General features: G+C 65.1%; 23 protein-coding genes and 3 tRNA genes. 25 read left to right on the top strand and 1 reads right to left on the bottom strand.

The genetic code is table 11. The features are described 5' to 3' along the window. The first annotated feature begins 13 nt into the window (after nt 1-13). From IT472_RS02805 to cysN, 19 genes are all read left to right on the top strand, one after another. The gene (locus IT472_RS02805) at nt 14-268 is read left to right on the top strand and encodes a succinate dehydrogenase assembly factor 2 (RefSeq protein ID WP_297178040.1); all 255 of its coding nucleotides are present in this window, start codon (nt 14-16) and stop codon (nt 266-268) included. A 67-nt stretch (nt 269-335) separates the two neighbouring features. After that, the gene (locus IT472_RS02800; RefSeq protein ID WP_297178036.1) at nt 336-692 is read left to right on the top strand and encodes a hypothetical protein; all 357 of its coding nucleotides are present in this window, start codon (nt 336-338) and stop codon (nt 690-692) included. A gap of 22 nt (nt 693-714) precedes the next feature. Beyond that, the gene (locus tag IT472_RS02795; RefSeq protein WP_297178033.1) at nt 715-1,959 is read left to right on the top strand and encodes a lipoprotein-releasing ABC transporter permease subunit; all 1,245 of its coding nucleotides are present in this window, start codon (nt 715-717) and stop codon (nt 1,957-1,959) included. Then, nucleotides 1,952-2,677, top strand: a complete 726-nt coding sequence (gene lolD, locus IT472_RS02790; RefSeq protein ID WP_297178030.1) for a lipoprotein-releasing ABC transporter ATP-binding protein LolD — start codon at nt 1,952-1,954, stop codon at nt 2,675-2,677. The genes IT472_RS02795 and lolD overlap by 8 nt, the downstream gene beginning before the upstream one ends. Before the next feature lie 470 nt (nt 2,678-3,147). Then, nucleotides 3,148-5,550, top strand: a complete 2,403-nt coding sequence (locus IT472_RS02785) for a DNA internalization-related competence protein ComEC/Rec2 (protein ID WP_297178027.1) — start codon at nt 3,148-3,150, stop codon at nt 5,548-5,550. A 27-nt stretch (nt 5,551-5,577) separates the two neighbouring features. Further along, on the top strand, nt 5,578-6,201 hold the full coding sequence (locus tag IT472_RS02780) for a MotA/TolQ/ExbB proton channel family protein (RefSeq protein ID WP_297178024.1): 624 nt from the start codon (nt 5,578-5,580) through the stop codon (nt 6,199-6,201). A gap of 10 nt (nt 6,202-6,211) precedes the next feature. Continuing rightward, nucleotides 6,212-6,649 (top strand): biopolymer transporter ExbD, encoded by a 438-nt coding sequence (locus tag IT472_RS02775; RefSeq protein WP_297178021.1) that lies wholly within the window; start codon nt 6,212-6,214, stop codon nt 6,647-6,649. After that, a complete protein-coding gene (msbA, locus tag IT472_RS02770; protein ID WP_297178018.1) occupies nt 6,646-8,397 on the top strand; it encodes a lipid A export permease/ATP-binding protein MsbA in 1,752 nt (583 codons plus the stop codon). Before IT472_RS02775 ends, msbA begins: the two co-directional genes overlap by 4 nt. Continuing rightward, entirely contained in the window at nt 8,394-9,431 is a 1,038-nt protein-coding gene (lpxK, locus tag IT472_RS02765; RefSeq protein ID WP_297178015.1) for a tetraacyldisaccharide 4'-kinase, read from the top strand. Before msbA ends, lpxK begins: the two co-directional genes overlap by 4 nt. A 113-nt stretch (nt 9,432-9,544) precedes the next feature. Further along, complete coding sequence (gene kdsB, locus IT472_RS02760; RefSeq protein WP_297178012.1) at nt 9,545-10,324, top strand: 3-deoxy-manno-octulosonate cytidylyltransferase; 780 nt, start codon at nt 9,545-9,547, stop codon at nt 10,322-10,324. After that, nucleotides 10,317-10,796 carry a low molecular weight protein-tyrosine-phosphatase gene (locus tag IT472_RS02755; RefSeq protein ID WP_297178009.1) on the top strand — a complete coding sequence of 160 codons (480 nt, stop codon included), beginning with the start codon at nt 10,317-10,319 and terminating at the stop codon, nt 10,794-10,796. Before kdsB ends, IT472_RS02755 begins: the two co-directional genes overlap by 8 nt. An 18-nt stretch (nt 10,797-10,814) precedes the next feature. After that, the gene (gene uvrC / locus IT472_RS02750) at nt 10,815-12,653 is read left to right on the top strand and encodes an excinuclease ABC subunit UvrC (RefSeq protein ID WP_297178006.1); all 1,839 of its coding nucleotides are present in this window, start codon (nt 10,815-10,817) and stop codon (nt 12,651-12,653) included. A gap of 90 nt (nt 12,654-12,743) precedes the next feature. Beyond that, entirely contained in the window at nt 12,744-13,328 is a 585-nt protein-coding gene (gene pgsA, locus IT472_RS02745) for a CDP-diacylglycerol--glycerol-3-phosphate 3-phosphatidyltransferase (RefSeq protein WP_297178002.1), read from the top strand. A 23-nt stretch (nt 13,329-13,351) separates the two neighbouring features. Beyond that, a tRNA-Gly gene (locus IT472_RS02740) sits at nt 13,352-13,427 on the top strand. 59 nt (nt 13,428-13,486) lie between these two features. Then, nucleotides 13,487-13,560: transfer RNA gene (locus IT472_RS02735), tRNA-Cys, on the top strand. Between the two features lie 82 nt (nt 13,561-13,642). Beyond that, nucleotides 13,643-13,729, top strand: a tRNA-Leu gene (locus tag IT472_RS02730). An 82-nt stretch (nt 13,730-13,811) separates the two neighbouring features. Beyond that, nucleotides 13,812-15,395 carry an FMN-binding glutamate synthase family protein gene (locus tag IT472_RS02725; RefSeq protein ID WP_297178151.1) on the top strand — a complete coding sequence of 528 codons (1,584 nt, stop codon included), beginning with the start codon at nt 13,812-13,814 and terminating at the stop codon, nt 15,393-15,395. A gap of 27 nt (nt 15,396-15,422) precedes the next feature. Continuing rightward, nucleotides 15,423-16,337: a sulfate adenylyltransferase subunit CysD gene (cysD, locus tag IT472_RS02720; protein WP_297177999.1), complete on the top strand. Its 915-nt coding sequence runs from the start codon at nt 15,423-15,425 to the stop codon at nt 16,335-16,337. Further along, nucleotides 16,337-18,253 (top strand): sulfate adenylyltransferase subunit CysN, encoded by a 1,917-nt coding sequence (gene cysN / locus IT472_RS02715; RefSeq protein ID WP_297177996.1) that lies wholly within the window; start codon nt 16,337-16,339, stop codon nt 18,251-18,253. The genes cysD and cysN overlap by 1 nt, the downstream gene beginning before the upstream one ends. Nucleotides 18,254-18,444: 191 nt before the next feature. On the opposite strand, the gene IT472_RS02710 is transcribed toward cysN, so the two are convergent. Beyond that, nucleotides 18,445-19,476: a histidine kinase gene (locus IT472_RS02710; RefSeq protein WP_297177993.1), complete on the bottom strand. Its 1,032-nt coding sequence runs from the start codon at nt 19,474-19,476 to the stop codon at nt 18,445-18,447. 236 nt (nt 19,477-19,712) lie between these two features. Here IT472_RS02710 and IT472_RS02705 point away from each other — a divergent pair, with 236 nt between their 5' ends. The 6 genes from IT472_RS02705 to IT472_RS02680 all read left to right on the top strand — a co-directional run. Then, nucleotides 19,713-20,243: a GspH/FimT family pseudopilin gene (locus tag IT472_RS02705; protein ID WP_297177990.1), complete on the top strand. Its 531-nt coding sequence runs from the start codon at nt 19,713-19,715 to the stop codon at nt 20,241-20,243. A 5-nt stretch (nt 20,244-20,248) separates the two neighbouring features. Continuing rightward, entirely contained in the window at nt 20,249-20,710 is a 462-nt protein-coding gene (gene pilV / locus IT472_RS02700; RefSeq protein ID WP_297177987.1) for a type IV pilus modification protein PilV, read from the top strand. Then, complete coding sequence (locus IT472_RS02695) at nt 20,707-21,579, top strand: hypothetical protein (RefSeq protein ID WP_297177984.1); 873 nt, start codon at nt 20,707-20,709, stop codon at nt 21,577-21,579. The genes pilV and IT472_RS02695 overlap by 4 nt, the downstream gene beginning before the upstream one ends. After that, nucleotides 21,576-22,157, top strand: a complete 582-nt coding sequence (locus IT472_RS02690; RefSeq protein ID WP_297177981.1) for a PilX N-terminal domain-containing pilus assembly protein — start codon at nt 21,576-21,578, stop codon at nt 22,155-22,157. The genes IT472_RS02695 and IT472_RS02690 overlap by 4 nt, the downstream gene beginning before the upstream one ends. A 26-nt stretch (nt 22,158-22,183) precedes the next feature. Then, nucleotides 22,184-25,885 (top strand): PilC/PilY family type IV pilus protein, encoded by a 3,702-nt coding sequence (locus tag IT472_RS02685; RefSeq protein ID WP_297177978.1) that lies wholly within the window; start codon nt 22,184-22,186, stop codon nt 25,883-25,885. A gap of 174 nt (nt 25,886-26,059) precedes the next feature. Continuing rightward, nucleotides 26,060-26,361, top strand: a 302-nt coding sequence (locus tag IT472_RS02680; protein ID WP_297177975.1) for a type IV pilin protein, incomplete at its 3' end; no start/stop codon positions are given.

Raw genomic sequence — 26,361 nt, 5'->3', positions numbered from 1 at the left:
CCCGCTGAACACGATGGACGATGACGTCGAACTGAAGAAGCTGCGCTGGCGCTGTCGGCGCGGGATGATGGAACTGGACGTCCTGCTGGGACGTTGGCTGGAACGCGAATGGCGGCAAAGTCCGACTGCCACGCGGGAGGTTTTCCTGAAGCTGTTGGCGTGCGAGGACGACATCCTCTGGCGCTGGCTCTCCGGTCTCGAGAAACCCTCCGATGGCGAACTTGCCGAACTCGTGGAAGTCATCCGCAATTTGCCCGTACGGGCCTGAGTTGGCCGCGGGTCATTACGCCTGGCGACCTTCGTGCGCGTGTGCGCTGGCATTATCGATCCTGGGCGTGCTGGCGCCACTGTCGGTCTTGGCCAGTGGCCTGCCTGCGCCGGTGGCGTGGTCGGTGGCGTTGATCGCCGGCTTGCATGGTGCATGGATCGTGCGTCGCTATCTCGGCGCACAACCTCGGCACCTCCATTTTCCGGCCTCTGGCGAGGCGCGCTGCGAAGAACTGCCGATGATCGACCTGCGCGTGCGCTGGCGCGGCCCCTTGGCCTTCATGGACTGGCGCGTGTCGCCGAATGGCCGCCGGCAGCGGCTGGTGTTCTGGCCCGACCGGCTGGATGTCGCGACGCGACGTGAACTTCGGCTGGCCATGCGTGCACGGGAGGCTGCACTGGGCCGCGCATCGGTGGCACGATAGGCGGTCACTGCAAGGGTCCCCGATGTACAAACCCGTTCCCGTCGCCATCGGCCTGCGCTACCTGCGCGCAAAACGTCGCAACGGCTTCATCTCCTTCATTTCGTTGGCGTCGATCCTCGGCATCGCGCTGGGGGTCACCGCCTTGATCACCACACTGGCGGTGATGAGCGGTTTCCAGAAGGAGATCCGCGATCGCATGCTCGGCATGGCCGCACATGCCACGGTCAGCGGTTATGGCGAACCGATACAGGAATGGCGTCACGCCGTGTCGGTTGCGGTTCGGGATCCTCGTGTGGCGGGTGCCGCACCCTATATCGAGAAGGAAGCCCTGATCTCCGGTGCCAATAACCAGCCGGCAATGGTGCGTGGCGTCCTGCCTGCTGACGAGGGCAAGGTGTCGGTGTTGCCCAGCAAGATGGTGCAGGGCAAGTTATCGGACCTGACGCCGGGCAGTTTCAACATCGTGCTCGGACGTGAATTGGCGATGTGGCTGGGCGTGCGCGTGGGCGACGACGTGATCGTCACCCTCGCGGAGTTCCGCAGCACGCCCGTGGGTGGCGTGCAGACCATGAAGCGCTTCCGCGTCAGCGGCATTTTCGAGGCCGGCTACAACGAATTCGACAAGGGCTTGGCGGTGGCCAACCTCGAGGACCTGCAGCGCGTGCTGCGGATGGGTGATGGCGTCACCGGCGTGCGCCTGCGCATGCACGACATGGACCAGGCCTTTGATGTTGCACGCGACCTGGCACGGGCACTCAAGGGGCCGTACTCGGTCAGCGACTGGACCCAGGACAATGCCAACCTGTTCCGCGCGCTGAAGATGGAAAAGACGGTGATGGCGATCCTGCTGTCGCTGCTGGTGGCGATGGGGGCGTTCAACCTGGTGTCCTCGCAGGTGATGCTGGTCACCGACAAGCAGGCCGACATTGCCATCCTGCGCACACTGGGGTTGACGCCGGGCAAGGTGATGCAGGTGTTCATGGTGCAGGGCAGCCTGATCGGCGTGATCGGTACTGTCACCGGGGTGGTTGGCGGCATCCTGTTGACCCTGAACCTCGACACCATCCTGCACGGCATCGAAATGCTGCTGCACGTGAAGCTGTTGCCCGAGGACGTCTACTACATCACCGGCCTGCCGACCGACCTGCAAGCTTCGGACGTGTTGAAGATCGCTGCCTCGGCGTTGGGCATGGCCTTCCTCGCCACCCTGTACCCGGCGCGGCGCGCGGCGCGTACCGCACCGGCCGAGGCGCTGCGCTATGAATGAGGACGCGCAGGCGATGTCGGCGGCTGCCGATGGCGTGGTCCAAGCCAAGCAACTCGGCAAGACGTATGCCGAAGGCACGTTGCGGACACGGGTGTTCGAATCGCTCGATTTTTCCGTCGCACGCGGGGAAACGGTGGCGATCGTGGGCGCCTCCGGCGCAGGCAAGAGCACGCTCTTGCACTTGCTCGGCGGTCTCGATGTGCCAAGCAGCGGTGAGGTCTACGTCGCCGGCCAACGGATGAGCGCACTCTCCGATGCAGCCCGTGGTCGTCTGCGCAATGCCTCGCTCGGCTTCATCTACCAGTTCCACCACCTGCTGCCGGAATTCACCGCGTTGGAGAACGTGATGATGCCGGTGCTGCTGGCCGGGGCGTCCACCAGCGAGGCACGGCAACGTGCGTGCAGCCTGCTGGAATCGGTCGGGCTGGGCCATCGATTGGCGCACAAGCCAGGCGAGCTCTCCGGCGGTGAGCGCCAGCGCACCGCTGTCGCGCGTGCACTGGTGAACAATCCTGCCTGCGTCCTTGGCGATGAGCCCACTGGCAATCTCGACGAAAAAACCGCGACCGTGGTGTTCGAGCAAATGCTGGAGCTCAAACGCGCCCGTGCCACCAGCCTGGTGTTGGTCACCCATGATCGGAGTCTCGCGCGCCGCCTTGATCGCGTGCTGGAATTGCGTGATGGGCGCCTGCATGCGCTTGCCAGCGACGCGGTGTGAGGTGTTCTTGTTCATTTGCTCGGTGGCGTGCTGTTGCTCTATGTGGGATCCGCCATCATCCAGGGCGAGGTCGTGGTCAAATCCGGCGTCTGGGCCAGGCGGATTGCGCGCGTGCAATCCCCGTTGCCGTGCTGGGCTTCCATCGCGGTCTACCTAGGCTGGCCACGAATCGATCACGCAAGGGATTGATTCGTGTGAGCCTGGTCCGGGCGTGTACCGGACTCGGCGTGGGCTGACAACGCCAAGATGACGTTGTTCAGACCTTCATTTGCTTTGACCTTCATCTTCTGAGGGCGCATCCGCAGAGGCGAGACGGCCCAGCACCGGACATCGTGCAACGGCGGACCGATGGGCCGACGTCGCGCACACGCCTCGAATCAGGCAAGTCCGAGTCATGAACGGGACGAGTTCCGATCCAGGCGGGCGATGCCAGCAGGCACGCTGTCCGTATGGCTGCCGTCATCACATCCGTGAATCCCATCGCATCGACCCCGTTGGCCGTTGCCCGACTGCGCCGTGGCAACGTGCCGACGCTGTTCGGACCCGCCTGTGTTGCGTCGATGCTGGCCGGTGTCGGCTCCTGCCTGCTGTTGCCGGCACTGCCGCCGCACTGGCTGTGGCTGCTGCTCCTGGCCGCAGGATTGGTTGCTACGCTCTGGCGCACACCACTGCGCCCCATCGGCGCACTGTTGTTCGGGATGGCCTTTGCCGGGCTTCAGGCGGCCAGTGCACTCGATGCGCAGCTCCCGCCGGCGCTGCAACGTCATGCATTCGCGCTGCGTGGGCGTGTCCATGATCTACCCGTCAGCGAACCTGGGCGTACGCGCTTCGAGTTTCGGGTCGACGATGACGACCGGCAGCCTGAGGCACTGCGCGGTAAGACCCTGCGCCTCGGCTGGTACGACGACGATCCTCGCGCTCGTGCTGGTTTGCGGGCAGGCAGTCGCTGGGAGTTGCCGGTACGCCTGCGTGCGCCGCGCGGACTGCGCAATCCCGGCGCCAGCGATGCCGAACGCTTTGCATTGGCGGCCCGCATTGCCGCCACCGGCTACGTCATCAAGCCCGCACAAGCGAAGCGATTGGTCGATGCGGCTGGGCTCGACGCTTGGCGTGAACGCATGAGCGCACGCATCGGAACGACGGTGGACGACCCATCGTCACGCTATGTGCGTGCGTTGACCCTGGGCGACACGCGCTTCCTCGATCAACAGGACTGGACGCGTCTGCGCGCTGCGGGCCTGACCCACCTGATTGCCATTTCAGGCTTCCACGTCGGTCTGGTGGCGGGCTTTTGCGCATTGCTGATCGCGGCGTCATGGTGGCTGTGGCCATCGCTGTGCCGCTGGTTGCCGCGTCAATTCGCCGCAGGCGCGGGCGCGATCCTCGGAGCCTTCGGTTATGCACTGGTCACCGGAATGGCGGTGCCGACCCTGCGTACTGCGGTGATGATCGCGGCCGTGGTCGCCACGCGCTGGCTGCGACGACGCCAACGGCTGGCCGATACCTTGGCGATGGGTTGCGGCGTCCTCCTGCTGATGGATCCGCTGTCGGTACTGGGCGCAGGCTTCTGGCTCAGCTTTGCTGGCGTCGCGTGGTTGCTCTGGTGCCTGCCTGACGCCGACAGTACGGGCTGGCGAGGGCAATTGCGCGGCTTTCTGGCGGCGCAAGCGGTGGCCAGCCTCGGCTTGCTCCCACTGGGTGTCGTCTTGTTCGGGCAGGCCTCCATCGCGGGTCCGTTGGCCAATCTCGCCGCGGTCCCGTGGTGGAGTCTGGTGGTGGTGCCTTTGGGCTTGCTGGGCGTGCTGGCCGATGCCGTCCATGCAGGTTGGGGCAGTGGGTTCTGGCACGCGTCCGCGTGGTGCTTTGACCTGCTCTGGCCGGCGATCACCCGGATTGCGGACAGTCCTCTGGCGCTGCTGTGGTTGCCCGAATCGCGCTGGTACGCCTTGCCACTGGCTCTGTTGTCGGCCTTCTGGCTGCTGCTGCCGCGTGGCCTGCCGGGTCGGTGGCTGGCGCTGTTGCTGTGGTTGCCCTTGCTGCATCCACCTTTGGAGTTGCCGAAGACGGGTGAGGTGGAACTGACCGCGATCGATGTTGGGCAGGGATTGTCTGTCCTGGTGCGGACCGCGCACCATGCCCTGTTGTTCGACATGGGGCCTGCGGTGCCAGACGGTTTCAATGCCGGCGAACGTGCGGTGATTCCGGCGTTGCACGGGCTTGGAGTGCGTCGATTGGACATGGGCATCGTCAGCCATGGCGACATGGATCATGCCGGTGGACGCAATGCCGTGGCGGCAGCATTTCCCATGCCATCGGTGCTTGCCCCGGCTGGGAGTCCATCGCCTGGCAGCAGGGATTGCGTCGCTGGGCAACGCTGGGAATGGGACGGCGTGCGCTTTCGCGTCTTGAGCCCGGGCGACGGCGTGCCCTACCTCGGCAATGAATCCAGCTGCGTTCTGCACATCGAGACCACGCATGGAAGCGCCCTGCTGGCCGGCGATATCGGCCATTACAGCGAACGCAAGCTGGTTCGCGCGCAGGCATCGCGCTTGCGCAGCGATGTCGTGATCGTCCCCCACCATGGCAGTGCGGGATCTTCGGATCCGGCCTTCGTGACCGCCGTGGGTGCGCGCTTGGCCGTGGTCTCGACCGGGGCCGACAACCGCTTCCGGCATCCGCGGCAGCCAGTGGTTCAGCGTTGGTGCGATGCCGGGGCCGAGGTGTTGGACACCTCGCGTTCCGGCGCGTTGCGGGTCTGGATCGGTCACGGCGGCCTGCGCGTACGTGAACGCCGGTCCGACCAGCCCCGTCTTTGGGATGCGGTCCGGCGGCGTGGGCAGGCGGCTGGGCTATGCTACGCGCTTGGGCATTGAGTGCCTTATGGGCAAGAGGATTGACCTGTGCTGGAACTGATCAAGGCCGGAGGCTGGCCGATGATCCCGTTGCTGCTGCTGACCGTGGCTGGCCTCGCGATCGTGGTGGAACGTTTCTGGAGCCTGCGCCGGGATCGGGTGATGCCGCCCGGCCTTGGCGACGAGGTGCGCACCTGGGTGGCGCGCGGCAATGCGCTGGAGCCGTCGCACATCGAATCCCTGCGCGCGACCTCGCCGTTGGGCGCGCTTTTGGCTGCAGAACTCGACGTGCGCCATCGCGGCCGCGAGATCATCCGCGAGCGCGTCGAGGACGTGGGGCGCCACCTGGTCCATCGGATGGAGCGCTTCCTGAATTCGTTGGGCACGATTGCCGCGGCCGGCCCGTTGCTGGGCCTGTTTGGCACCGTGGTCGGCATGATCCAGCTGTTCCTCGGTATCCTCGACCACGGCATTGGCGACGCCACCCAACTCGCCGGTGGCATCGGCAAGGCGCTGGTCTGCACCGCCACCGGGATGATCGTGGCGATCCCGGCTCTGGCCTTCCATCGCTATTTCCGTGGCCGCATCGCCAGCTACATCGTCGACATGGAGCACGAAGCGATGCAGTTGCAGGATGTGCTGGACACCGCTGCCGGCCGACCGGCCGACTGAGGTAGCACGCATGCGGATCGCCGACCATCGCGAGGATGACAACCCCGAGATCAACCTGATCCCGTTGATCGACGTGGTGCTGTGCCTGCTGATCTTTTTCGTGGTGACCACCACCTTCGACGCACGCTCGGTGCTCAAGCTGGAGTTGCCCAAGGCCAGCGGAGAGCCCGCCACCTCGGCCAACCAGCCGCTGGGCATCCTGATCAATGCCGATGGGCGCTATTTCGTTGGCGACCGCGAAGTGCTGAAGACCGACGTCGAATCCCTGAAGCAGGCCTTGCAGGACGTGGCCGGCACGGATCGTGAGCGGGTGGTGCTGATCCGTGCCGACGCACGCACACCGTGGCAGGCGGTGGTGACCGCCTATGAAGCACTGGCACAGCTTGGCTTCCGCCGAATCGCCAACGCCACCACCCCGCAGGTGCCAACCCAGGGTCGCGCGCAGTGAGTGCAACCGGATCGGTGTGGCCGGTCTATCGGCGTCTGCTCGGGCTGGCGCGCGCCTATCGCCCGGTGCTGTTCGTCGCGGCCTTGAGCATGGTGGTGGAGGCCGGGGCGGCTGGCGCGTTCGCGTGGATGACCAAGCCGATGGTCGATGAGACTTTCGTGCTGAAGAACCAGCAATTCGGCCTGCTGCTGCCGCTGGCAATCATCGCGATCTTCGTCGTCCGTGGCGCCGCCGGCTACATCACCGACCTGAACATGGCCAAGGCGGCGCGCGGAATCTCCCGCGACATGCGGGTTTCGGCGATGGACAAGTATCTGCGCCTGCCGGGGCTGCGTTTCGATGCCGAACCGGTGCCATCGATGCTGGTGCGCTTGGGTTCGGACAGCGACCAACTTGCCCAGGCCGTCATCGATTCCGGCAAGGTCATGGTCCAGCAGACCCTGCAAGCCGCCGCCATGGTCGCGGTGATGCTGTACGCCAGCTGGCGGGTGACCCTCGCGGTGTTGCTGCTCGGCCCGGTGGTGGCCTGGATGATGGACAAGGTCGGACGCCGTTATCGGCGTTACGGCCACCGCGTGCAGGAGACCTCGGCGGAGCTGATGCAGGCCGCCGACCAAGCCCTGTCCGGCCAGCAGGAGGTCAAGGTCTACGGCGCACGTCCCGCGGAAATGGAGCGCTATCGCACGCTGGCCAACCAGAACCTGAAGCTGTTCCTCCGCGTCGAGAGTACGCGCGGCCTGTTCTCGGGCGTGGTCCAGGTGACCGCAGCAATCTGTCTTGCGGTGCTGCTGTTGCTGGCGGGGCGTGAAGCCGCGGCGGGGCGGTTGAGCGCCGGCGGTTTCGTGCAGTTGATGATGTCGATGATGGCGATCATCCCGGCGCTCAAGCAGCTCACCAATGTGCAGGGCATGCTGCATCGTGGGATTGCGTCGGCGGAACGCCTGTTCAGCGTGCTGGATGCGCCGGACGAAGTCGATCTGGGAACCCGTCCGTTGCAGCGCTGCGAAGGGCTGATCGAATTCCGCAATGTCCGGATGTGTTATGAAGGCCGCGATGCGCCGGCGCTGGACGGCATCAGCTTCACGGCCCGTCCCGGAACCGTCACTGCCCTGGTCGGACGCTCCGGCAGCGGCAAGTCGACCCTGGTCAAGCTGATCCCACGTTTCTATGATCCCGACGATGGTGCGATCCTGCTCGACGGACACCCATTATCGGAATACCCACTCGCCGACCTGCGTCGGCAGGTTGCGATGGTCGGCCAGCAAGTGATGCTGTTCGATGGCAGCGTGGCCGAGAACGTGGCCTATGGAGAATTGCGCGAGGCAAGCGCAGAGGTGGTGGAGCAGGCGGTCCGCGCAGCCAATGCGATGGAGTTCGTGGAGCGCATGCCCGAAGGCATGGCCTCGCAGGTCGGACCGAAAGGCGGGGCGCTTTCCGGTGGCCAGCGGCAGCGCCTGGCGATCGCACGCGCGGTCCTCAAGGATGCGCCGATCCTGATTCTCGATGAAGCGACGGCGGCCCTCGACAACGCTTCCGAACGCCTGGTGCAGGAAGCCTTGACCCAATTGATGCCGGATCGCACCACCCTGGTGGTCGCACATCGGCTGTCGACGGTGGAGCACGCCGACCAGATCCTTGTCCTTGACGAAGGACGGATCGTGGAGCAGGGCAGCCACGCCGAATTGCTGTCCAGGGACGGCATCTACGCGCAGTTGCATCGGATGCAATTCCGTGAGAGCGGCGTGTGAGCGGGACGTCTTCGCGACACACTCCATCGTGGTGGTTTGACGGCAGTCCCGCGCCGCTTTGGGCGCGCCTGTTGACGCAGGTTTATGCGGCGGCCATTGCCCTGCGTCGATTCATTTATCGCCGCGGCCTGCGCAAGCAGGTCCACCCTGGGGTGCCGGTGCTGGTGGTCGGCAACCTCGTGGCCGGTGGCAGCGGCAAGACGCCGATGACCATTGCGCTGGTCGAACGGCTGCGGCAGGCGGGAATGGTGCCGGGAGTGGCCAGCCGCGGTCACGGCCGTGCGGAGTTGAAGACGCCACGCTGGGTCGAGTCAGATTCCAATCCGCGCGAGGTCGGTGACGAACCCTTGCTGATCGCACGTCGTACCGGGGCGAGGGTACGCGTCGATGTCGACCGCGTGGCTGCGGCCAAGGCGCTGGTCGACGCTGGCTGCAATGTGGTGGTTTGCGATGACGGCTTGCAGCATTACCGCTTGGCGCGCGATGTCGAAATCGAAGTGCAGGACGTGCGCCGGCGCTATGGCAATGGGCGCCTGATGCCGGCCGGCCCCCTGCGTGAGCCGCTGGAGCGTGCGGCCGACTGCGCGTTCCGGGTACTCAATCTCGGCCAGCCGGAAGGCACCGAGGTGTTCAAGCCCGAGGCGTTGGACGCGTCTGCTGGCCCGGGCCGGGAATGGCCGATGTGGCTGGAGGTCGGAGCGGTGGTTCCACTTGCGGGCGGCCGGGGCGCGCCCTTGTCGGAATTCGCTGGCCAGCGCGTGCATGCGGTGGCCGGGATCGGCGAGCCGGAACGCTTCTTCGTGATGCTGCGCGAGTTTGGCATCGGCGTGGTGCCACACGCGTTTCCGGATCACCACGCCTATGTGCCAGGCGATTTCGAATTCGGCAGCCCATTGCCAGTGCTGATGACAGAAAAGGATGCGGTGAAGTGCGCTGGCATCGATTTGCCGCGGTTGCATTCGGTGCCCATCACGGCGCACATGCCCGATGCGTTCTGGAGCACCCTGCTTGCCAGGGTGGCAACGGGCAAGTGACCTCCTCAGGCAAGCTCGGTTGGTGAAGTCGCTGCGTCAGGATCCGGGCTATGCAAAGACTGATTGCGCCCAGGGTTCATCGGCGGCGGAGCGTTGTGGGCGATAATTCCTCCGTGGACTGTCCTCCCTTCATCGTCGCAATTCCCGCACGCCATGCCTCGACCCGGCTGCCGGGCAAGCCCCTGCGGTTGATCGGCGGGATCCCCATGGTCCTGCATGTGGCACAACGCGCGCTGGCTGCCGGCGCACGTGAGGTCTGGGTGGCGACCGACGACGGAAGGATTGCCGACGCCTTGGCGGGCAGCGGTGTCCACGTCGCGATGACCTCGCCGGATCACGCGTCTGGCACTGATCGCCTCGCCGAATGTGCGCGCATGGCCGGATGGGCCGAGGACGCCGTCGTCGTCAACCTGCAGGGTGATGAGCCCTTTGCGCCGGTTGACGGTATTGCCTGCATTGCGCGGACCGTGGCGGAGAGCGGGGCCGGAATCGCGACCTTGGCAACTTCCATCAGCGATGTCGAGACATTGCTGGATCCCAATGCAGTGAAAGTGGTGTGCTCCGATGACGGCGATGCGTTGTATTTCAGCCGCGCTCCGGTGCCATGGCCGCGCGATGCCTTCGCGCACGACCGCAGGTCCATGCCGGAAGGTCGATGGCTGCGCCACATCGGCATCTATGGCTATCGCGTGCGTGTCCTGCAGGCGTTCGCCGCGCTGCCTGCCGGTCGACTGGAGCGGATCGAGGCATTGGAACAACTGCGTGCACTCGAAGCCGGTTGGCGTATCGCCGTGGCGATGGCGCCGTCGCCGTTCCCTCCCGGGGTCGATACCGAGGCCGACCTGCTGCGCGCGCAACATACTTACGCGGAGATGCAGGCAAACCATGGTTAGGCCGTATTCAATCCTGATGGTATGCATGGGCAATATCTGCCGCTCACCGACGGCGGAAGGCGTCCTGCGTGCGCGGCTGGATGCCAGCGACTTCGGTCAACGCGTCCGAGTGGACTCTGCGGGAACCGGTGATTCCCACGTTGGCTGCGCGCCGGACCCCAGGGCGATCGAGTGCGCGCTCCGGAATGGAGTGGACATTTCGGCACAGCGCGCGCGAAGACTTTCCTACGATGATTTCGAGAGTTTCGATCTTCTGCTGTGCGCGGACCGCACCATCCTGCATGAAACCCGCATCCGCAAGCCGCGCACCGCACACGCGGATGTTGAACTCCTGCTTGAATGGGCTGGGGTCGGAAACAAGGACGTCCCGGATCCTTACTACGGCAATGCGAAGGATTTCGAGCGCGCGTTCAAGTTGATCGATGCAGCCGCCACTGGGATCGTCAAGCGCCTGCACGAGGGCCGGTCCTGACCGGCGGCCGGGAGCGTCGTGGCCAAGTCCCCACCCGGGCAACCCATTTTCGACGGGCACGCCGAGGCCGCGCGGCTGCCGCTGGCACCGGGCGTGTACCGGATGTTCGACGCCGACGGCGGCGTGCTCTATGTCGGCAAGGCGCGTGCGCTGCGCAATCGCGTCGGCAGTTATTTCAGCGCCACGCCGAAGCCTGCACGGATCATGTTGATGCTGGCGCAGGTGGCGCGGCTGGAGGTGACGGTCACCCGCAGCGAAGCCGACGCGCTGGTGCTGGAAAACGAACTGATCAAGTCGCTGCAGCCGCGCTACAACGTGATGCTGCGCGACGACAAGAGTTATCCCTATGTGCTCATCACCCGCGGGGACGCGCCGCGGCTGGTGGTGCACCGTGGCCCGCAGTCCGTTCCGGGGCGTTATTTCGGGCCGTACCCGAACGTGACTGCGGTGCGTGAGACGCTCAACCTGATGCACAAGCTGTTCCGCCTGCGCAATTGCGAGGACAGTGTGTTCAGGAACCGCAGCCGGCCCTGTCTGCAATACCAGATTGGCCGCTGCAGTGCGCCCTGCGTCGGGGTGATCGACCCCGCCCAGTACGCCGATTCGGTGCGCCGCGCCGAATTGTTCCTTGAAGGCCGCAGCGATGAACTCAGCGGTGAACTGACCGCGGCCATGCAAGCCGCCAGCGATGCGTTGGAATTCGAGAAGGCCGCGCAATTGCGCGACACCATCGGCCTGATCCGACGCCTGCAATCACGCCAGACCATGGATGGCCGCAGCGCCGACCTCGACGTGCTGGCGGTGGCCCTGCAAGGCGGCGCGGCCTGCGTGCTGTTGCTGGCCTTTCGCGACGGTCGCAACCTCGGCACGCATGCATTCTTCCCCAGGACCAATGGGGTAGACAGCGCCGAGGAAGTGTTGGGCGCCTTCGTCTCGCAGTACTACGGCACGCAGAGCGCGCCCGGCGAGATCGTGTTGGACCGCGACATCCCCGAACGCGAACTGATCGAGCAGGCACTGGGCGAACGCGCAGGCCACAAGGTCGTCTTGCGGACCAGCGTGCGTGGTGAACGTGCTGCCCAGCTCGACATGGTGCGGCGCAATGCTGCACTGGCGCTGGCGTCGGAATTGACCAGCAGCAGCGCCCAGCAAGCCCGCGTCGAAGCCCTGCGCGAACTGCTCGGCTTGTCGGAGGTGCCCAACCGGATCGAATGCTTCGACATCAGCCACACCATGGGCGAGGCCACCGTCGCCTCCTGCGTGGTGTTCGATGCGCAGGGTCCGGCACGCAAGCAATACCGGCGCTACAACATCACCGGCATCCAGCCCGGCGATGACTACGCGGCGATGCACCAAGCCCTGCAACGGCGATTCCGACCGGTGGCGGAGGCCGCGGCCGATGCCGTGGTGCCCGATGTGCTGCTGATCGACGGCGGGGCGGGGCAGGTGGCGCAGGCGCGGGCGGTGTTGCTCGAAGCCAGCGTCGACGGCGTGGTGCTGGTGGGCGTGGCCAAGGGGCCGGAACGCAAACCCGGTGCGGAAACCCTGCTGCTGCCGAATGGGCACGAAGTGGCGCCCGGGCCGGCCTCGCCAGCACTGCAGTTGATCCAGCAGGTGCGCGACGAGGCCCATCGATTTGCCATCACCGGTCATCGCCAGCGGCGCATGAAGGCGCGTGTCACCAGTCGGCTGGAGGACATCCCGGGCATCGGGCCGCGCCGCCGCGCCGCACTGTTGAAACATTTCGGTGGGCTGCCGGGATTGAAGGCCGCGGCGGTCGATGAGATCACACGCGTCGAAGGCGTCAGCGGCGCACTTGCGCAGCGCATCTGGGAGCAATTGCATGGGTTGGGTTGAGTGGGTTGCTTCGGCTCGGGTTGTCGCGGCCATGCGGCGAGCCGTGTGCACGCGCCCTGCGAGCCGGCGGCCTGCCAGTAGAATGCACGGATGAAGTTGACCCTTCCCACATGGCTGACCCTTGCGCGGATTGCGATGATCCCGGTGCTGGTGGCTGTGTATTACCTCGGCGGGCGCTGGTCCAATCCGGGGGCGACGGCCGTTTTCGTGCTGGCATCGCTGACCGACTGGCTGGATGGCTGGATTGCACGTCGCTATGGCCTGTCCTCGCGCTTTGGCGCCTTCCTCGATCCGGTGGCGGACAAGCTGATGGTGGCCACCGCACTCGTCGTCACCGTCCAGCACCACCACACCGCGTGGATGGCGCTGTGGGCCAGCGTCATCATCGGCCGCGAGATCGCCGTCTCGGCCTTGCGCGAATGGATGGCGGAAATCGGCCAGCACGCCAAGGTGTCGGTGGCGATGGTCGGCAAGATCAAGACCACGGTGCAGATGATTGCATTGGGCTTCCTGCTGTACCGCGATCCATTGTGGGGCCTGCCGATTTTCCTCATCGGCGAGTGGTTGTTGGCCGCCGCAGCAGTACTCACCTTGTGGTCCGGATTCGAGTACCTGCGCGCCGCGTGGCCGGCGCTGGTCGATGATTCACCGAAGAGAGTTGACAGCAGTCGTTGAGAACGTAAAATAACGGGCTCGATGCGGGAATAGCTCAGTTGGTAGAGCACGACCTTGCCAAGGTCGGGGTCGCGAGTTCGAGTCTCGTTTCCCGCTCCAGTTCCGGACAGGCCCCGTTCGCGGGGCTTTGTCATTTCAGTAGAATGCAAGCGTCATCCGGCCGGGTGGCAGAGTGGTCATGCAGCGGACTGCAAATCCGCGTACGCCGGTTCAATTCCGACCTCGGCCTCCATCCCAAGGCCCCGCATCGCGGGGCCTTTTTCTTGTGCCGCCATGTTCGGCCCCACGCAACGGATCGCGTAAGCTTGCGGCATGCCCGGATGGCGAAACTGGTAGACGCAAGGGACTTAAAATCCCTCAGTGGCGACACTATGTCGGTTCGATCCCGACTCCGGGCACCACCGCCACCAGCGCGAAGGAGCCGCCGTGTCCCGCTATTTCGCCTACATCCTCAGCATCGTCCTGACCCTCGGCACCCTGGCCTTGACGCCACTGCTTACGGGCGCGTGGTGGGGCGTGGCCATTTTCGGGGCACTGGCCCTGCTGGGTACTGCGGACATGCTCCAGCGCACCAGCACGCTGCGCCGCAACTATCCGCTGCTGGCCAATTTCCGCTACGGGCTGGAAACCATCGGCCCGGAGATGCGGCAATATTTCATCCAGTCCGACACCGAGAAAGTGCCGTTCTCGCGTGAACAGCGTGCCCTGGTCTACCAGCGTGCCAAGCATGTCAACGACGTCCGTCCGTTCGGCACGCTGCGCAACGTGTACGGGACCGATTACGAGTGGATCAACCATTCGATCGCGCCGGTCGAGGTGGCCAATCATGATTTCCGGATCCAGATTGGTGCCGAATCGAAGCAGCCGTATTCGGCCAGCGTGTTCAACATCTCCGCGATGAGTTTCGGCGCGCTGTCGGCGGCGGCGATCCGCGCGCTCAACGGCGGCGCCAAGCGCGGCGGCTTCTACCACGACACCGGCGAAGGTTCCATCTCACCCTACCACCGCGAAGGCGGCGGTGATCTGGTCTGGGAGCTGGGTTCGGGCTACTTCGGGTGCCGCAACCACGACGGCACGTTCAACGAACAGCGCTTCGCGGAGCAGGCGGTCGCAGCGCAGGTGAAGATGATCGAGGTGAAGCTGTCGCAGGGGGCCAAGCCCGGTCATGGCGGCGTGCTGCCGGCGGCCAAGCTCAGCAAGGAGATCGCCGCCACCCGCGACGTGCCGATGGGCCAGGACTGCGTGTCCCCGGCCAAGCATTCGGCGTTCTCCACGCCACTGGGCCTGCTGCAATTCGTCGCCCACCTGCGCGAGCTGTCCGGCGGCAAGCCGACGGGGTTCAAGCTGGCGATCGGCCATCCCTGGGAGTGGTTCGGGATCGCCAAGGCGATGCAGGAGAGTGCAGCGACAAGGCCAGACCTGCTGCCCGACTTCATCGTGGTTGATGGTGCCGAAGGGGGCACCGGTGCGGCCCCGGCGGAGTTCGTCGATCACGTCGGTGTGCCGATGCACGAAGGCCTGCTGCTGGTCCACAACACCCTGGTGGGCCTGAACCTGCGCGAGCGCATCAAGATCGGCGCGGCCGGCAAGATCGTCAGCGCCTTCGATCTGGCGAGGGCGATCGCGATGGGCGCCGACTGGTGCAACGCCGCGCGCGGTTTCATGTTCTCGCTGGGCTGCATCCAGTCACTCAGTTGCCACACCAACCGTTGCCCGACCGGGATCGCCACCCAGGACCCGGGACGCTGGAAGCACCTCGACGTGCCGGACAAGACCGAACGTGTGGCCGACTACCACGACAATACCGTGCGCGCCCTGCGCGACCTGCTGTGTGCAGCCGGGTTGAGTCATCCGGACGAGCTCGGGCCGGAGCACATCCTGCGGCGGGTGTCACAGACCCAGGTGAAGTCGTATGCATCGCTGTACCGCTTTCTCGAGCCCGGTGAACTGCTCGCCGGCCCCATTCCGGAGCATGCGGTGTTCCGTGATTACTGGGAGGAATCACGCAGTGACACATTCGCAGCCCCCGAGCGCATATTGAGACTGCGGTCGAGCAAGGCGACCTGATAAAATCCTGCATTGATTTTTTCCGCGATGCCTGCCTTGAACAACGGACTGTCCCACCTCGACCAGCTCGAAGCCGAAAGTATCCACATCATGCGCGAGGTGGCGGCCGAGTTCCGCAACCCGGTGCTGCTGTACTCGGTCGGCAAGGACAGTTCGGTGCTGCTGCACCTGCTGCTCAAGGCCTTCCACCCGGCGCGCCCGCCGATCCCGCTGCTGCATGTGGACACGACGTGGAAGTTCCGCGAGATGATCGCGTTCCGCGATCGTCGTGCCGTCGAGACCGGCGTGGACCTGCGCGTCTACAGCAATCCCGAGGGCCTGGCGCAGGGTATCGGCCCGATCAGCCACGGCGCCACCGTGCACACCGACGTGATGAAGACGCAAGCGCTCAAGCAGGCGCTGGACCAATACGGCTTCGACGCGGCGATTGGCGGGGCCCGCCGCGACGAGGAAAAATCACGCGCCAAGGAACGCATTTTCAGCTTCCGCAATGCCCAGCACCGCTGGGACCCGAAGAACCAGCGCCCGGAGCTGTGGAATCTCTACAACGCACGCATCCACAAGGGTGAGTCGGTGCGCGCCTTCCCGCTGTCCAACTGGACCGAACTGGATATCTGGCTGTACATCTTCCGCGAGCAGATCGAGGTGCCGACGCTGTATTTCGCCGCCGAACGCCCGGTGGTCGAGCGCGATGGCGCCCTGATCATGGTCGATGACGAACGCCTGCCGCTGCACGCGGGAGAAGTCCCGATGATGAAGCAGGTGCGGTTCCGCACGCTGGGCTGCTATCCGCTGACCGGCGCGATCGAGTCCGAAGCCGATACGCTGGAGAAGATCATCGCCGAGATGTTGGTGGCCACCACCTCCGAACGCCAGGGCCGGGTGATCGACCACGATCCGACCGCGTCGATGGAGAAGAAGAAGCAGGAGGGTTATTTCTGATGGAGCAGGCAATCGACACGTCGCTGCCGGGTGCGGATGCCGCCGCTTCGGTGGCTGCCTACCTGCAGCAGCATGAAACCAAGGGCTTGCTGCGTTTCATCACCTGCGGCAGCGTCGATGACGGCAAGAGCACCCTGATCGGCCGCCTGTTGCACGACACCAAATTGCTGCTGGACGACCAGCTCGCGGCACTGGAATCCGACAGCCTTCGCCACGGCACCCAGAATGGGCAGATCGATTTCGCCCTGCTGGTGGACGGCCTGGCCGCCGAGCGCGAGCAGGGCATCACCATCGATGTCGCTTACCGCTTCTTCGGCACCGAGCGCCGCAAGTTCATCGTCGCCGATTGCCCCGGCCACGAGCAGTACACCCGCAACATGGCCACCGGCGCGTCCACCGCCGATGTCGCGGTGGTGTTGGTCGATGCGCGCAAGGGCTTGCTGACCCAGACCCGCCGCCACAGCTACATCGTCAAATCGCTCGGCATCAACCGGGTGGTGCTGGCGGTCAACAAGATGGATCTGGTCGATTTCGACCAAGCCACGTTCGACGCCATCTGCGGCCAGTACCGTGCGCTGGCCTCCCACCTCGGCATCACCCACGTCGATTGCCTGCCGTTGTCGGCCCTGCAGGGCGACAACATGATCGTGCGCTCGGTCAACACGCCGTGGTATGCCGGCCCGACCTTGCTGGAACTGCTGGAGACGGTGCCGATCGAAGGCCACGACACCCAGGCCGCGTTCCGCATGCCGGTGCAGTGGGTGTGCCGTCCGAACCAGGATTTCCGTGGCTTCGCCGGCACCGTGGTGTCAGGGCGGGTCAAGCCGGGCGATGCCATCGTGGTGCAGCCTTCCGGGCGACGCTCACAGGTGGCGCGCATCGTGACCGCCAGCGGCGATCTGGCCGAGGCACGCCCAGGGCAGGCGGTGACCCTGACCCTTGCGGATGAGATCGACGCCAGTCGCGGCGATGTCATTGCTCTGGCATCCAGCCCGCTGGAGGTGGCCGATCAGTTCGCCGCCCACCTGCTGTGGATGGGGGATGAGCGCCTGCTGCCGGGCCGCCCGTACCTGCTCAAGCTCGGCGCCCGCACGCTGGGCGCTTCGGTGACGGAGATCAAGCACAAGGTCGACGTCAATAGCCAGGAACAGCTTGCGGCGAAGCATCTGGAGCTCAACGAAGTTGGCCTGTGCAACCTGCACCTGGACCACCCGATCCCGTTCGAGGCCTATGCCGACAGCCGGGCGCTGGGTGGTTTCATCCTGATCGACCGCCAGAGCAATGCCACGGTCGCCGCCGGCACGCTGGAGTTCGCGCTGCGTCGCGCCGGCAATATCCATTGGCAGCACCTCGATGTCGACAAGGGCGAGCGTGCCGCGATCAAGCACCAACAGCCGCGCTGCCTGTGGTTCACCGGCCTGTCCGGTGCCGGCAAGTCGACGATTGCCAATCTGGTCGAGAAGAAGCTGCTGGCGCTGGGTAAACACACCTACCTGCTCGACGGTGACAATGTTCGCCACGGCCTCAACAAGGACCTCGGCTTCACTGCCGAAGACCGGGTCGAGAACATCCGTCGCGTGGCCGAGGTGGCCAGGTTGATGACCGACGCCGGCCTGATCGTGCTGGTCAGTTTCATCAGCCCGTTCCGTGCCGAGCGCGAGATGGCGCGCGCGCTGTTCGAGGATGGCGAATTCCTGGAGGTGTTCGTCGACACCCCGCTGGCCGACGCCGAGCGACGTGACGTCAAGGGCCTCTATGCCAAGGCGCGGCGTGGCGAACTCAGCAATTTCACCGGGATCGATTCACCCTACGAGGCGCCGCTGAAACCGGAAGTGCACCTGCATACGCAGGAGGCCGATGCCGCAACGTTGGCGGATCGGGTGCTGGCGGCACTGGGCTACCACGGATTGAGCTGATGGATGGCCCGCGCCTTGTGTGCCTGCGCAGGGCGTGAAGGGCCTGGTTGAAGGCAATGCTGATTGCGCGTCGACGTTGACTGCCGACCTTGGATGGTCGGCCGCGGAGCGATCACGGACCTGATTGATCAGGCAATGCTGATTGCGCGTCGACGTTGACTGCCGACCTTGGTTGGTCGGCCGCGGAGAGATCACGGATGTGATTGATCCGCATTGCCTTGGGCTGGCAGCCACACCCGCGCCACGAAGCGGCCATCCTCGATGCCCGCGTCGAGCCGTCCACGGCCCTCGGTGAGCGCCAGCACGCGTTCGCGCGCCGAGTTCAGCCCCACCGAATGGCCGGCGTTGCCAACGCCGGTGGCGGGCAAATCATTGCGAATGACGACTTCGACGCCTTCGGTCCGGACACCCACGTCCACCTCCATGCCGCCACCGTCCAGCAGGCGTTCGATGCCGTGACGAATCGCGTTCTCCGCCAGTGGCTGCAGGGATAGCGACGGCACCATGATGTCGGGCAGGGCCGCGGGCACGTTCCATTGCAGCCGCAGTCGCGGGCCGATTCGAAGGATTTCGATCTCGAGGTAACGATGGGTCAGGGCCAACTCTTCCGCCAGCGGGATCTGCCGTGGCCCGCGCAGTGCATGACGGAACAGATCGGCAAGATCCAGCAGCACCCGCTCGGCTTCATCCGGGCGCTGATGCACCAATGCCGCCCCTGTGTTGAGCGTGTTGAACAGGAAATGCGGCCGGATCCGCGCCTGCAAAGCCTCCAATTCCAACTGCTTTGCACGCACCGCAAGCTGCCGAGATTGCCAATAGTTCTGGTAGGCCAACAGCCCGACCATCCCGACCACCACGGCGATCCCAAGCAGCCTCAGCACGAACTCGGTGCGATCGCCTGCGGGCGTCGCGCCCAGCGCCATGACGCCCCAGGCGCCGGTAGCCACCAGCAGACACATGCCCAGCAGCACCATCAGGCAGGCCCAGGCCAAGCGCAGCGGCGGCAGCCGGCCCAGCGGCCGCCGCAGCAAGTACAGCGCGCATAGGGCGCCGATCGCCACCCACTGCACGCACAGCGAGGCCAGCCCGAAATGCACCAACCGATCGCCGCCCTGCGCCGGCGCCAGGGCGACCACTGCGGCCAGCGCTTCGCCGCCCAGCACCACGCTGAGCAGGGCGGGGGGGCGCCACAGCGCGGCCAACGGATTGGTGTCGGCATTCACGGGGGACGGGCTCCACGGGATGGCCGCAGGGTAGCGGCGTGGAGGTGCATCTGGCAAAACTCCGTCGCCCGTCGCAGGGGGAGCAGGGTGGCAACCCGGGCCGAAAGACGGGCCATTCAGCCGATTTTCCCGGCTGTCCGGCCCGTTCATTCCCGTGTTCGCTCCGCCTGTCGGCCATGAATAGCGTAGAGTCACGGGCGACGCTAGGGTAGGCGTTGCCTAGAACCGGGGGCACCATGTTGCATCGCAATACACTGACTGGAATCGCGCAATCACGCGGCTTCACCCTGCTGGAGCTGTTGGTCACGGTGGTCGTGGTCGGCGTTCTGGCTGCGGTTGCCTTGCCCAGCATGGGCTGGATGGCCAACGCCGCCCGTCTCACTGGCACCACCGACGAAATGGTCAGCACGATCCAACTGGCGCGGGCCGAGGCCGTGCGTCTCAATTCCAGGGTCCGGGTGTGCGGTTCCACCGACGGCACCACCTGCGCCGGCAGCACAAGCTGGTCGCGCTGGATCGTCACCGGTCGTGACAACGTCGATGCTGCGCCCGTGACCCTGCGCGACACCACCGCATCCGGTGATGTCGAGGTCAGCGGGCCGTTGAACGGCATCGAATTTTCCCCATCGGGGCGCATTGCCGCACAAACCGCGGTAACGGTCTGCCTGCCGGTTGACCTGCCGCCGGAGAACCGGCAGGTGGTCACCGTGCTGATCAGTGGCGTGGTCACCAAGACCCCGACAAACGGCGGTGGAGTCTGCCCATGATGCACATGAATCCAATCCGCAACGAAGGCCGGCAACTGCGCGGTCGTGCACGCGGCATGAGCCTGATCGAAGTACTGGTCTCGGTGCTGATCCTCAGTCTGGGCCTGCTCGGCATCGCCGCGCTGCAGTCGATGGCGCTGCGCGGTGGGCAGGGTTCGCTGGAATCCAGCCAGGCGGTGATGGCCGCCACTTCGATCGTCGAGAATATGCGCGCCAACAGCGCCAACGCCGGCAGCTACAACACCGCCAAGGTCTGCAGTTCTGCCTCCATCCCTGGCAGCGATCTGGCCAGCAATAACCTGAGGGACTGGCTGAACGGCCTGAAGGGTTCCATCGGCACCCTTGGGGACACCACCACGTGCGCCCAGATCACCGGCTGCCCCAACTGCGCCATCACGGTGTTCTGGGACGATTCCCGCGCCGGCGGCGCCAGCAACCGCAGCCTGGCCCTGGAGGCAACCATATGAGCGCCTCGCCTAGGACGCAGGGTTTCCGGCCTGTCGGCTTCGGCCTGATCGAGCTGATGGTCGCAATGGTGCTGGGCTTGCTGGTGGTGGGCGCGGCGTTCGCCATTTTCCAATCCAACCAGCGCACCTTCCGGGCCAACTCTGGCATCAATCGCATCCAGGAAGGCGCGCGGGTGGCCTTCGAGATGATTTCCAACGACGTGCGCGCCGCGGGCGGTTCGTCCTGTTCCAATCTCGCGAGGCCCGACGTCGAGCATTCGAACACGTCCAACGAGACCGCTTTCCTGACCCAGCCAGTCTCCGGGAACGCTTCGGAGTTCACCGTGGTCTCCGGTGACGATGATGCCTATCCCGTCACCTCCGCAACCTCCAACAGCGTCACTGTCGATCTCACCCAGGCTCAGGAAGACAACCCCAGCTTCGCACTCAGCGATGCCTTCAGCAGCGGCCAGTCCATCATCGTCTGCAATGCCAACCAGCTCTACGTGGTGGCGGTGACGGGCGTCTCCACGGATACGATTTCCTTCGCTCCGGCCACCCCGGTGGTGATGACCAGCGATCCCATGGCACCTGGGGCCAGCGTCATGGTCAGCCGCTTCCGCAACGTCCGCTGGTTCGTGAATTCGGGTTCATTGATGGTCAACCGCAACGATGGCAACGGCCCCCAGCGGGTCATCGACAACGTTGCCGTGATGCGGGTGAGCTACCTCCAGCGCGGTGGCCTGAACTTCGTGGCTGCACCCACCGTGTGGTCCGACGTGGTCGCGGTCAGGGTCAACATGAGACTCAACGGTGCTGACAGTGCGGACGGCCGCACGATCCGCCGCGATTTCTCCAATGTCATCAGCCTGAGGAGCCGCGTGCAATGAACCGCACAGCCCGATGCACCATCCCGGCCTACCGTGGCCACCAGCAGGGCGTCTCCCTGCTGGTCGTGCTGGTCCTGCTGATCGTGATGTCGGTGCTCGGCATCGCGGTGTTGCGCAGTTCCGCCATGCAGGAGCGCATGGCCGCCAACCTCTACGACCGCAGCCTTGCGTTCCAGGCCGCCGAGACGGCGCTCCGCCAGGTCCAGAACGCGGTCCTGGGCAATCCCGCCATCGTCGAACTGCAGTACGGCAAGACCTTGGCCGAACTGCGCGCCGACGGCTTGCCGCTCGATTGCGCCGGCCACGGCTTCTGCAACCAGGACTCGAACAGCGGCACGATCGAAACCCCGGTGAGGATGTCCGACAGCTACACCGCCGCCGACGGCAAGGTCATGCCCTTCACCTACACATTGGAATACCTCGGCACCGGCAAGGGCAGCATGCTGCTGGGGATCTGTGAAACCACCTATGGCCAGAACAGCTACCAATGCCAGCGGCCGATGTTCCGCGCCACCGTGCGCGGGCAGGGGCCTGGCCATGCGCTGGTCGTTCTTCAGGCCAACATCGTCAGCCGGTAATCCGCACCCACCGCATGAGCCACGCCATGAACAGCACTCAGACCAACGTCACCCGCAAGCCCGCCGGCGCCCCGCGCCGCCAACCGCTGTGGGTTGCCTCCGCCGCCTTCCTGGCCACCCTGCTGGCGCTGCCGGTCCATGCCGGCGTCGTCATTCCGGATGAGCCGTTGACCACCGGCATCCGGGTGGCCCCGAACATCCTGTTCATCCTCGATGACTCGGGTTCGATGGCGTGGAGAAACGTCAACAACAAGGACGTCGCCGCCATCACCGGCACGGGCGGATTCAACAGCAGCCCGGATGCCGACGGCGTGGGCGACGGTACCGATTACGGCAGCTACGGCGCCAACGAGCTGCGGGCGATGTTCATGCAGGCTTCCAGCACCAATACGCTGTACTACAACCCCAGTGTCGATTATCTGCCGTGGGTCCTGCCGGACGGGAGTCGCATGACCGGTGGCACCACATACACGGCGGCGTACAGCAGCAACGACTACGTCACTTATGACACCAAGAGTGGCGGCACCATCAATCTCAACAGTTACACGCAGACCGTCTACGTTCCCAAGAACCCGGCAGACCAGAGTAGCGCCTACCTTTCGAATGCGGCCAACTATTACCGCTATCGGTATCTGTCATCCGGCCGCGGTATCGAACGGTCCGAGTTCGGCAAGGTCACCGGCACCACGGTGACCGGACTGACCGTGACTCCCTCCTCGGGTCAGGTCAGGACGTCTGGGTCGGTGACCAGTCAAACGAACTCTGTCGCGGCTTGGGCCGATGTCCAGATCAGGATCACCGGCACCGCACTGAATGGCGTCTATCGGGTGACGGATCCAGCCGGTGCACAGGTGTGCACGGGCATCGTGACATCTGGCCAGACCGTGGTCTGCGCCGGCGAGTCACCGACGGCCGGCAAATACACGATCGTCATGAAGCCAGCCGACACCAGCACCAGCACCTACACGAAATTCACTCTGGCGTCGTCGACGTTCAGCGGCGGCAATGCCTGCGATGCCACCGCCTCGCTCGGAAGCTACGGCTGGATCAACTGCACCTCAGGCATCACTCCCACGGGTCGCAGCTGGGCCCAGGAACAAACCAACTTTGCCACGTGGTATTCCTATTACCGCACCCGCATCAAGTCGGCCAAGGGCGGCGCCGCAGAAGCGTTCAAGCCGCTGGACCGCAAGGTGCGGGTGGGCTACCGCACCATCTGGGATCGCTCCAACCTGGACATCCCGGTGACCCTCGGCGACGGGCGTTTCTTCGACGACAGCACAGCTTCGATCGCCAATCGCAGCAACTGGTACAAGCGCCTGTTCGCTGCCGCGGCCAGCAACGGCACGCCGTTGCAGACGGCGCTGAAGAATGCCGGCGCCTACTTCTCGGGTTCGAGCGCGACCGGTCCATACGGTCCGGAATCCGGGTCCGACCAGCTCTCGTGCCGGCAGAACTTCACCATCCTGACCACCGACGGGTATTGGAACAGCGCGATTCAAACCACCGCCGGCAACGCAGACGGCACCAATGGTCCGACGATCCTGGGCCCGAAATCCGCCAGTTACACCTACAGCGCCGCCAAGCCGTTCAGTGACGGCATCAGCAAAACCTTGGCCGACATGGCGATGTATTACTGGAAGAATGACCTGCGAACTGAAGCGTCCATGGGCAACAGCTCCTCTCCGGACGGCAACAACGTGCCCACCACAAGCAGCGATCCGGCGTTCTGGCAGCACATGGTGACCTTCACCATCGCCTTGGGCCTGGAGACCACCAAGGGCTGGACCAGCGTGGAAGATGCGACGACAGCGATCAATGGCGGCGACACGTGGCCGGATCCGGGCACGTCCAGCCCAAGTCCTGACAACCCGAGGCGCCTTGACGACCTGCTGCATGCGGCCGTGAACGGCCACGGAACCTTCGTCTCCGCCAACAGCCCGGCTGCGTTCGCCGATGCGCTGAAGCGGGCCCTGGCCGCCATTGCCCAGCGCACCAGTTCGTTCTCCAACGTGGCCACCAACTCCACCTCGCTCAATACCGGCGCGCAGGTGTTCGCGGCCAGCTACACCTCGGGCATCTGGACCGGCGTGGTCAAGGCCTATCCGGTGACGTACAGCGGTGGCGTCAGCTCGACGGCCAGCTGGACTGCCACCTTCCCCGCCCATGGCGTGCGCAAGGTGTTCACCTACAGCGGCAGCTCCGGCGCCACCTTCCCGACCAGCACCCAGTTGGCGGCGCTGACCCGCACCGGTGGCGTCGCCGACTATCCGGTCACCGGCACGGACAACGCCAACTACATCCGGGGCGATGGCAGCCGTGAGGACCGCAACGGCGGCAACCTGCGTTCGCGGACAACCGTGTTGGGCGACATCGTCAACTCGTCGCCGGCCTACGAGCCGCGCGGCAAGGTGGTGTACGTCGGTGCCAACGATGGCATGCTGCATGCCATCGACGGCAACAACGGCGCCGAGTTGTTTGCCTACATCCCGGGCACGCTGACCAACTTCACCAACCTCGCCAGCCTCAGCCGCCCCGACTACGAACACAAGTTCTTCGTCGACGGGCCGATCACGATTTCGCCGTACAACAGCTATGTGCCCAACAAGAGCATCCTGGTTGGCACCATGGGCCGCGGCGGCAAGGGCCTGTACGCCCTCGATGTCTCCACCCCGGGGTCCTTCAACACCAGCAATGTGTTGTGGGAGCGGCAGGACACCTCAAGCAACAACATTGGCAATGTCGTCGGTGCGCCCGTGCTGGGCATGGTGCGCAACGGCTCGAATGTCCCGGCCGTGGTGTTCGGCAATGGTCCGAACAGTGGCAGTGACAAGGCGGTGCTGGTCGTCCTCAACATGAACGATGGCTCCGTGATCCGCGAGATCCCGACCGACAGCACCACCAACAACGGGCTGTTTGCACCGACCGGCGTGTACGCAGCCGATGGCAAGACCCTGGTCTATGCCTACGCCGGCGACAGGCAAGGCAATATCTGGAAGTTCGACATGACCAGTGCCTCGCCGTCGGCGTGGACGGCCACCAAGATCTTCCATGCCGAAAAGTTCACTGGAACGCCGCAGCCGATCACCTCGGCACCGGCGCTGGCCGTGGACATCGCCACCAACAAGCGCTGGGTGTTCTTCGGCACCGGCAGTTACATGAGCAATGCCGACGCCAACGACATCAGCACGGACGGGCAGAGCATGTACGGGTTCATGGATGATGGCGCCAGTTACACCCGCTCGAACCTCACCGCACGCACGATCACGGTGTCCGGCAGCTATCGCTACTTCGAGGCAAAGTCCAGCTTGCCGACGACATCCAAGGGCTGGTACGTGGACCTGCCGGGCAAGGGTGAGCGGATCGTGCAGAACGCGCAGATCAACGGCACGTTCCTGGTGACGGCCAGCATGATCCCGGTGGGCGACGCCTGCTTGGATGCGTCGGGTACCGGATTCATCAATGCCCTCGATGCCTTCACCGGCACCAGCGGCGGCAAGTCGATGTTCGACCTGAACAACGATGGCTCGACCGACGACACCGGCGCAGGCGGCAGCCCGATCGGTTCCGTCAACACCGGCGTGGGCATGCCCACCTTGCCGGTGCTGTTGCCGGGCCAGATCATCGTGGGCGGCAGCGGCGATGGCAGCAGTTCCGGATTGTCCGGTGCGCGCACCTTCGGGATGAGCTGGCAGCGGGTGTCGTGGCGCGAGATCCGGAGCGATTGATCGCTGCGGAGCCCCTGCGGGGGCTTCGCAGGCCAGGGAGGGCGCGCCGGCCCGGTGGAGGCATGAACGGGCAGGGAAGGGCAGCGGGCTTGCGGCGGTTGTACGCGGGCCGGAGATGAACAACGATGGGGTGGTCGTGCGGTGTCCACCCCGAACAGGCACAAGGATCTTCCGATGCGCAATTCCCGAGTTTCCGGTTTCACCTTGGTCGAGTTGATGGTGGTGGTTGCCATCATCGGCATCCTCACCGCAATCGCGTATCCGTCGTACAACGACCATGTGCGCAAGACCCGTCGCGCCGCCGGCGCGGCCTGCGCACTGGCGGCGGCGCAGCAATTGGAGCGCTTTTACACGGCAAACCTGACCTACGCTGGTTTTGCCGATGCCATCAATTGCGATCCCGACGCATTGCAGTACTACACGCTGGCGGTATCGGGCCTGGGCGCGAAGTCCTACACCATCACGGCCTCGCCCGC

This window comes from Thermomonas sp. (assembly GCF_020850895.1).
Lineage (GTDB): Bacteria > Pseudomonadota > Gammaproteobacteria > Xanthomonadales > Xanthomonadaceae > Thermomonas.
The sequence above is the reverse complement of the archived record's forward strand: the minus strand, read 5'-3'. Positions and strand labels throughout refer to the sequence as shown.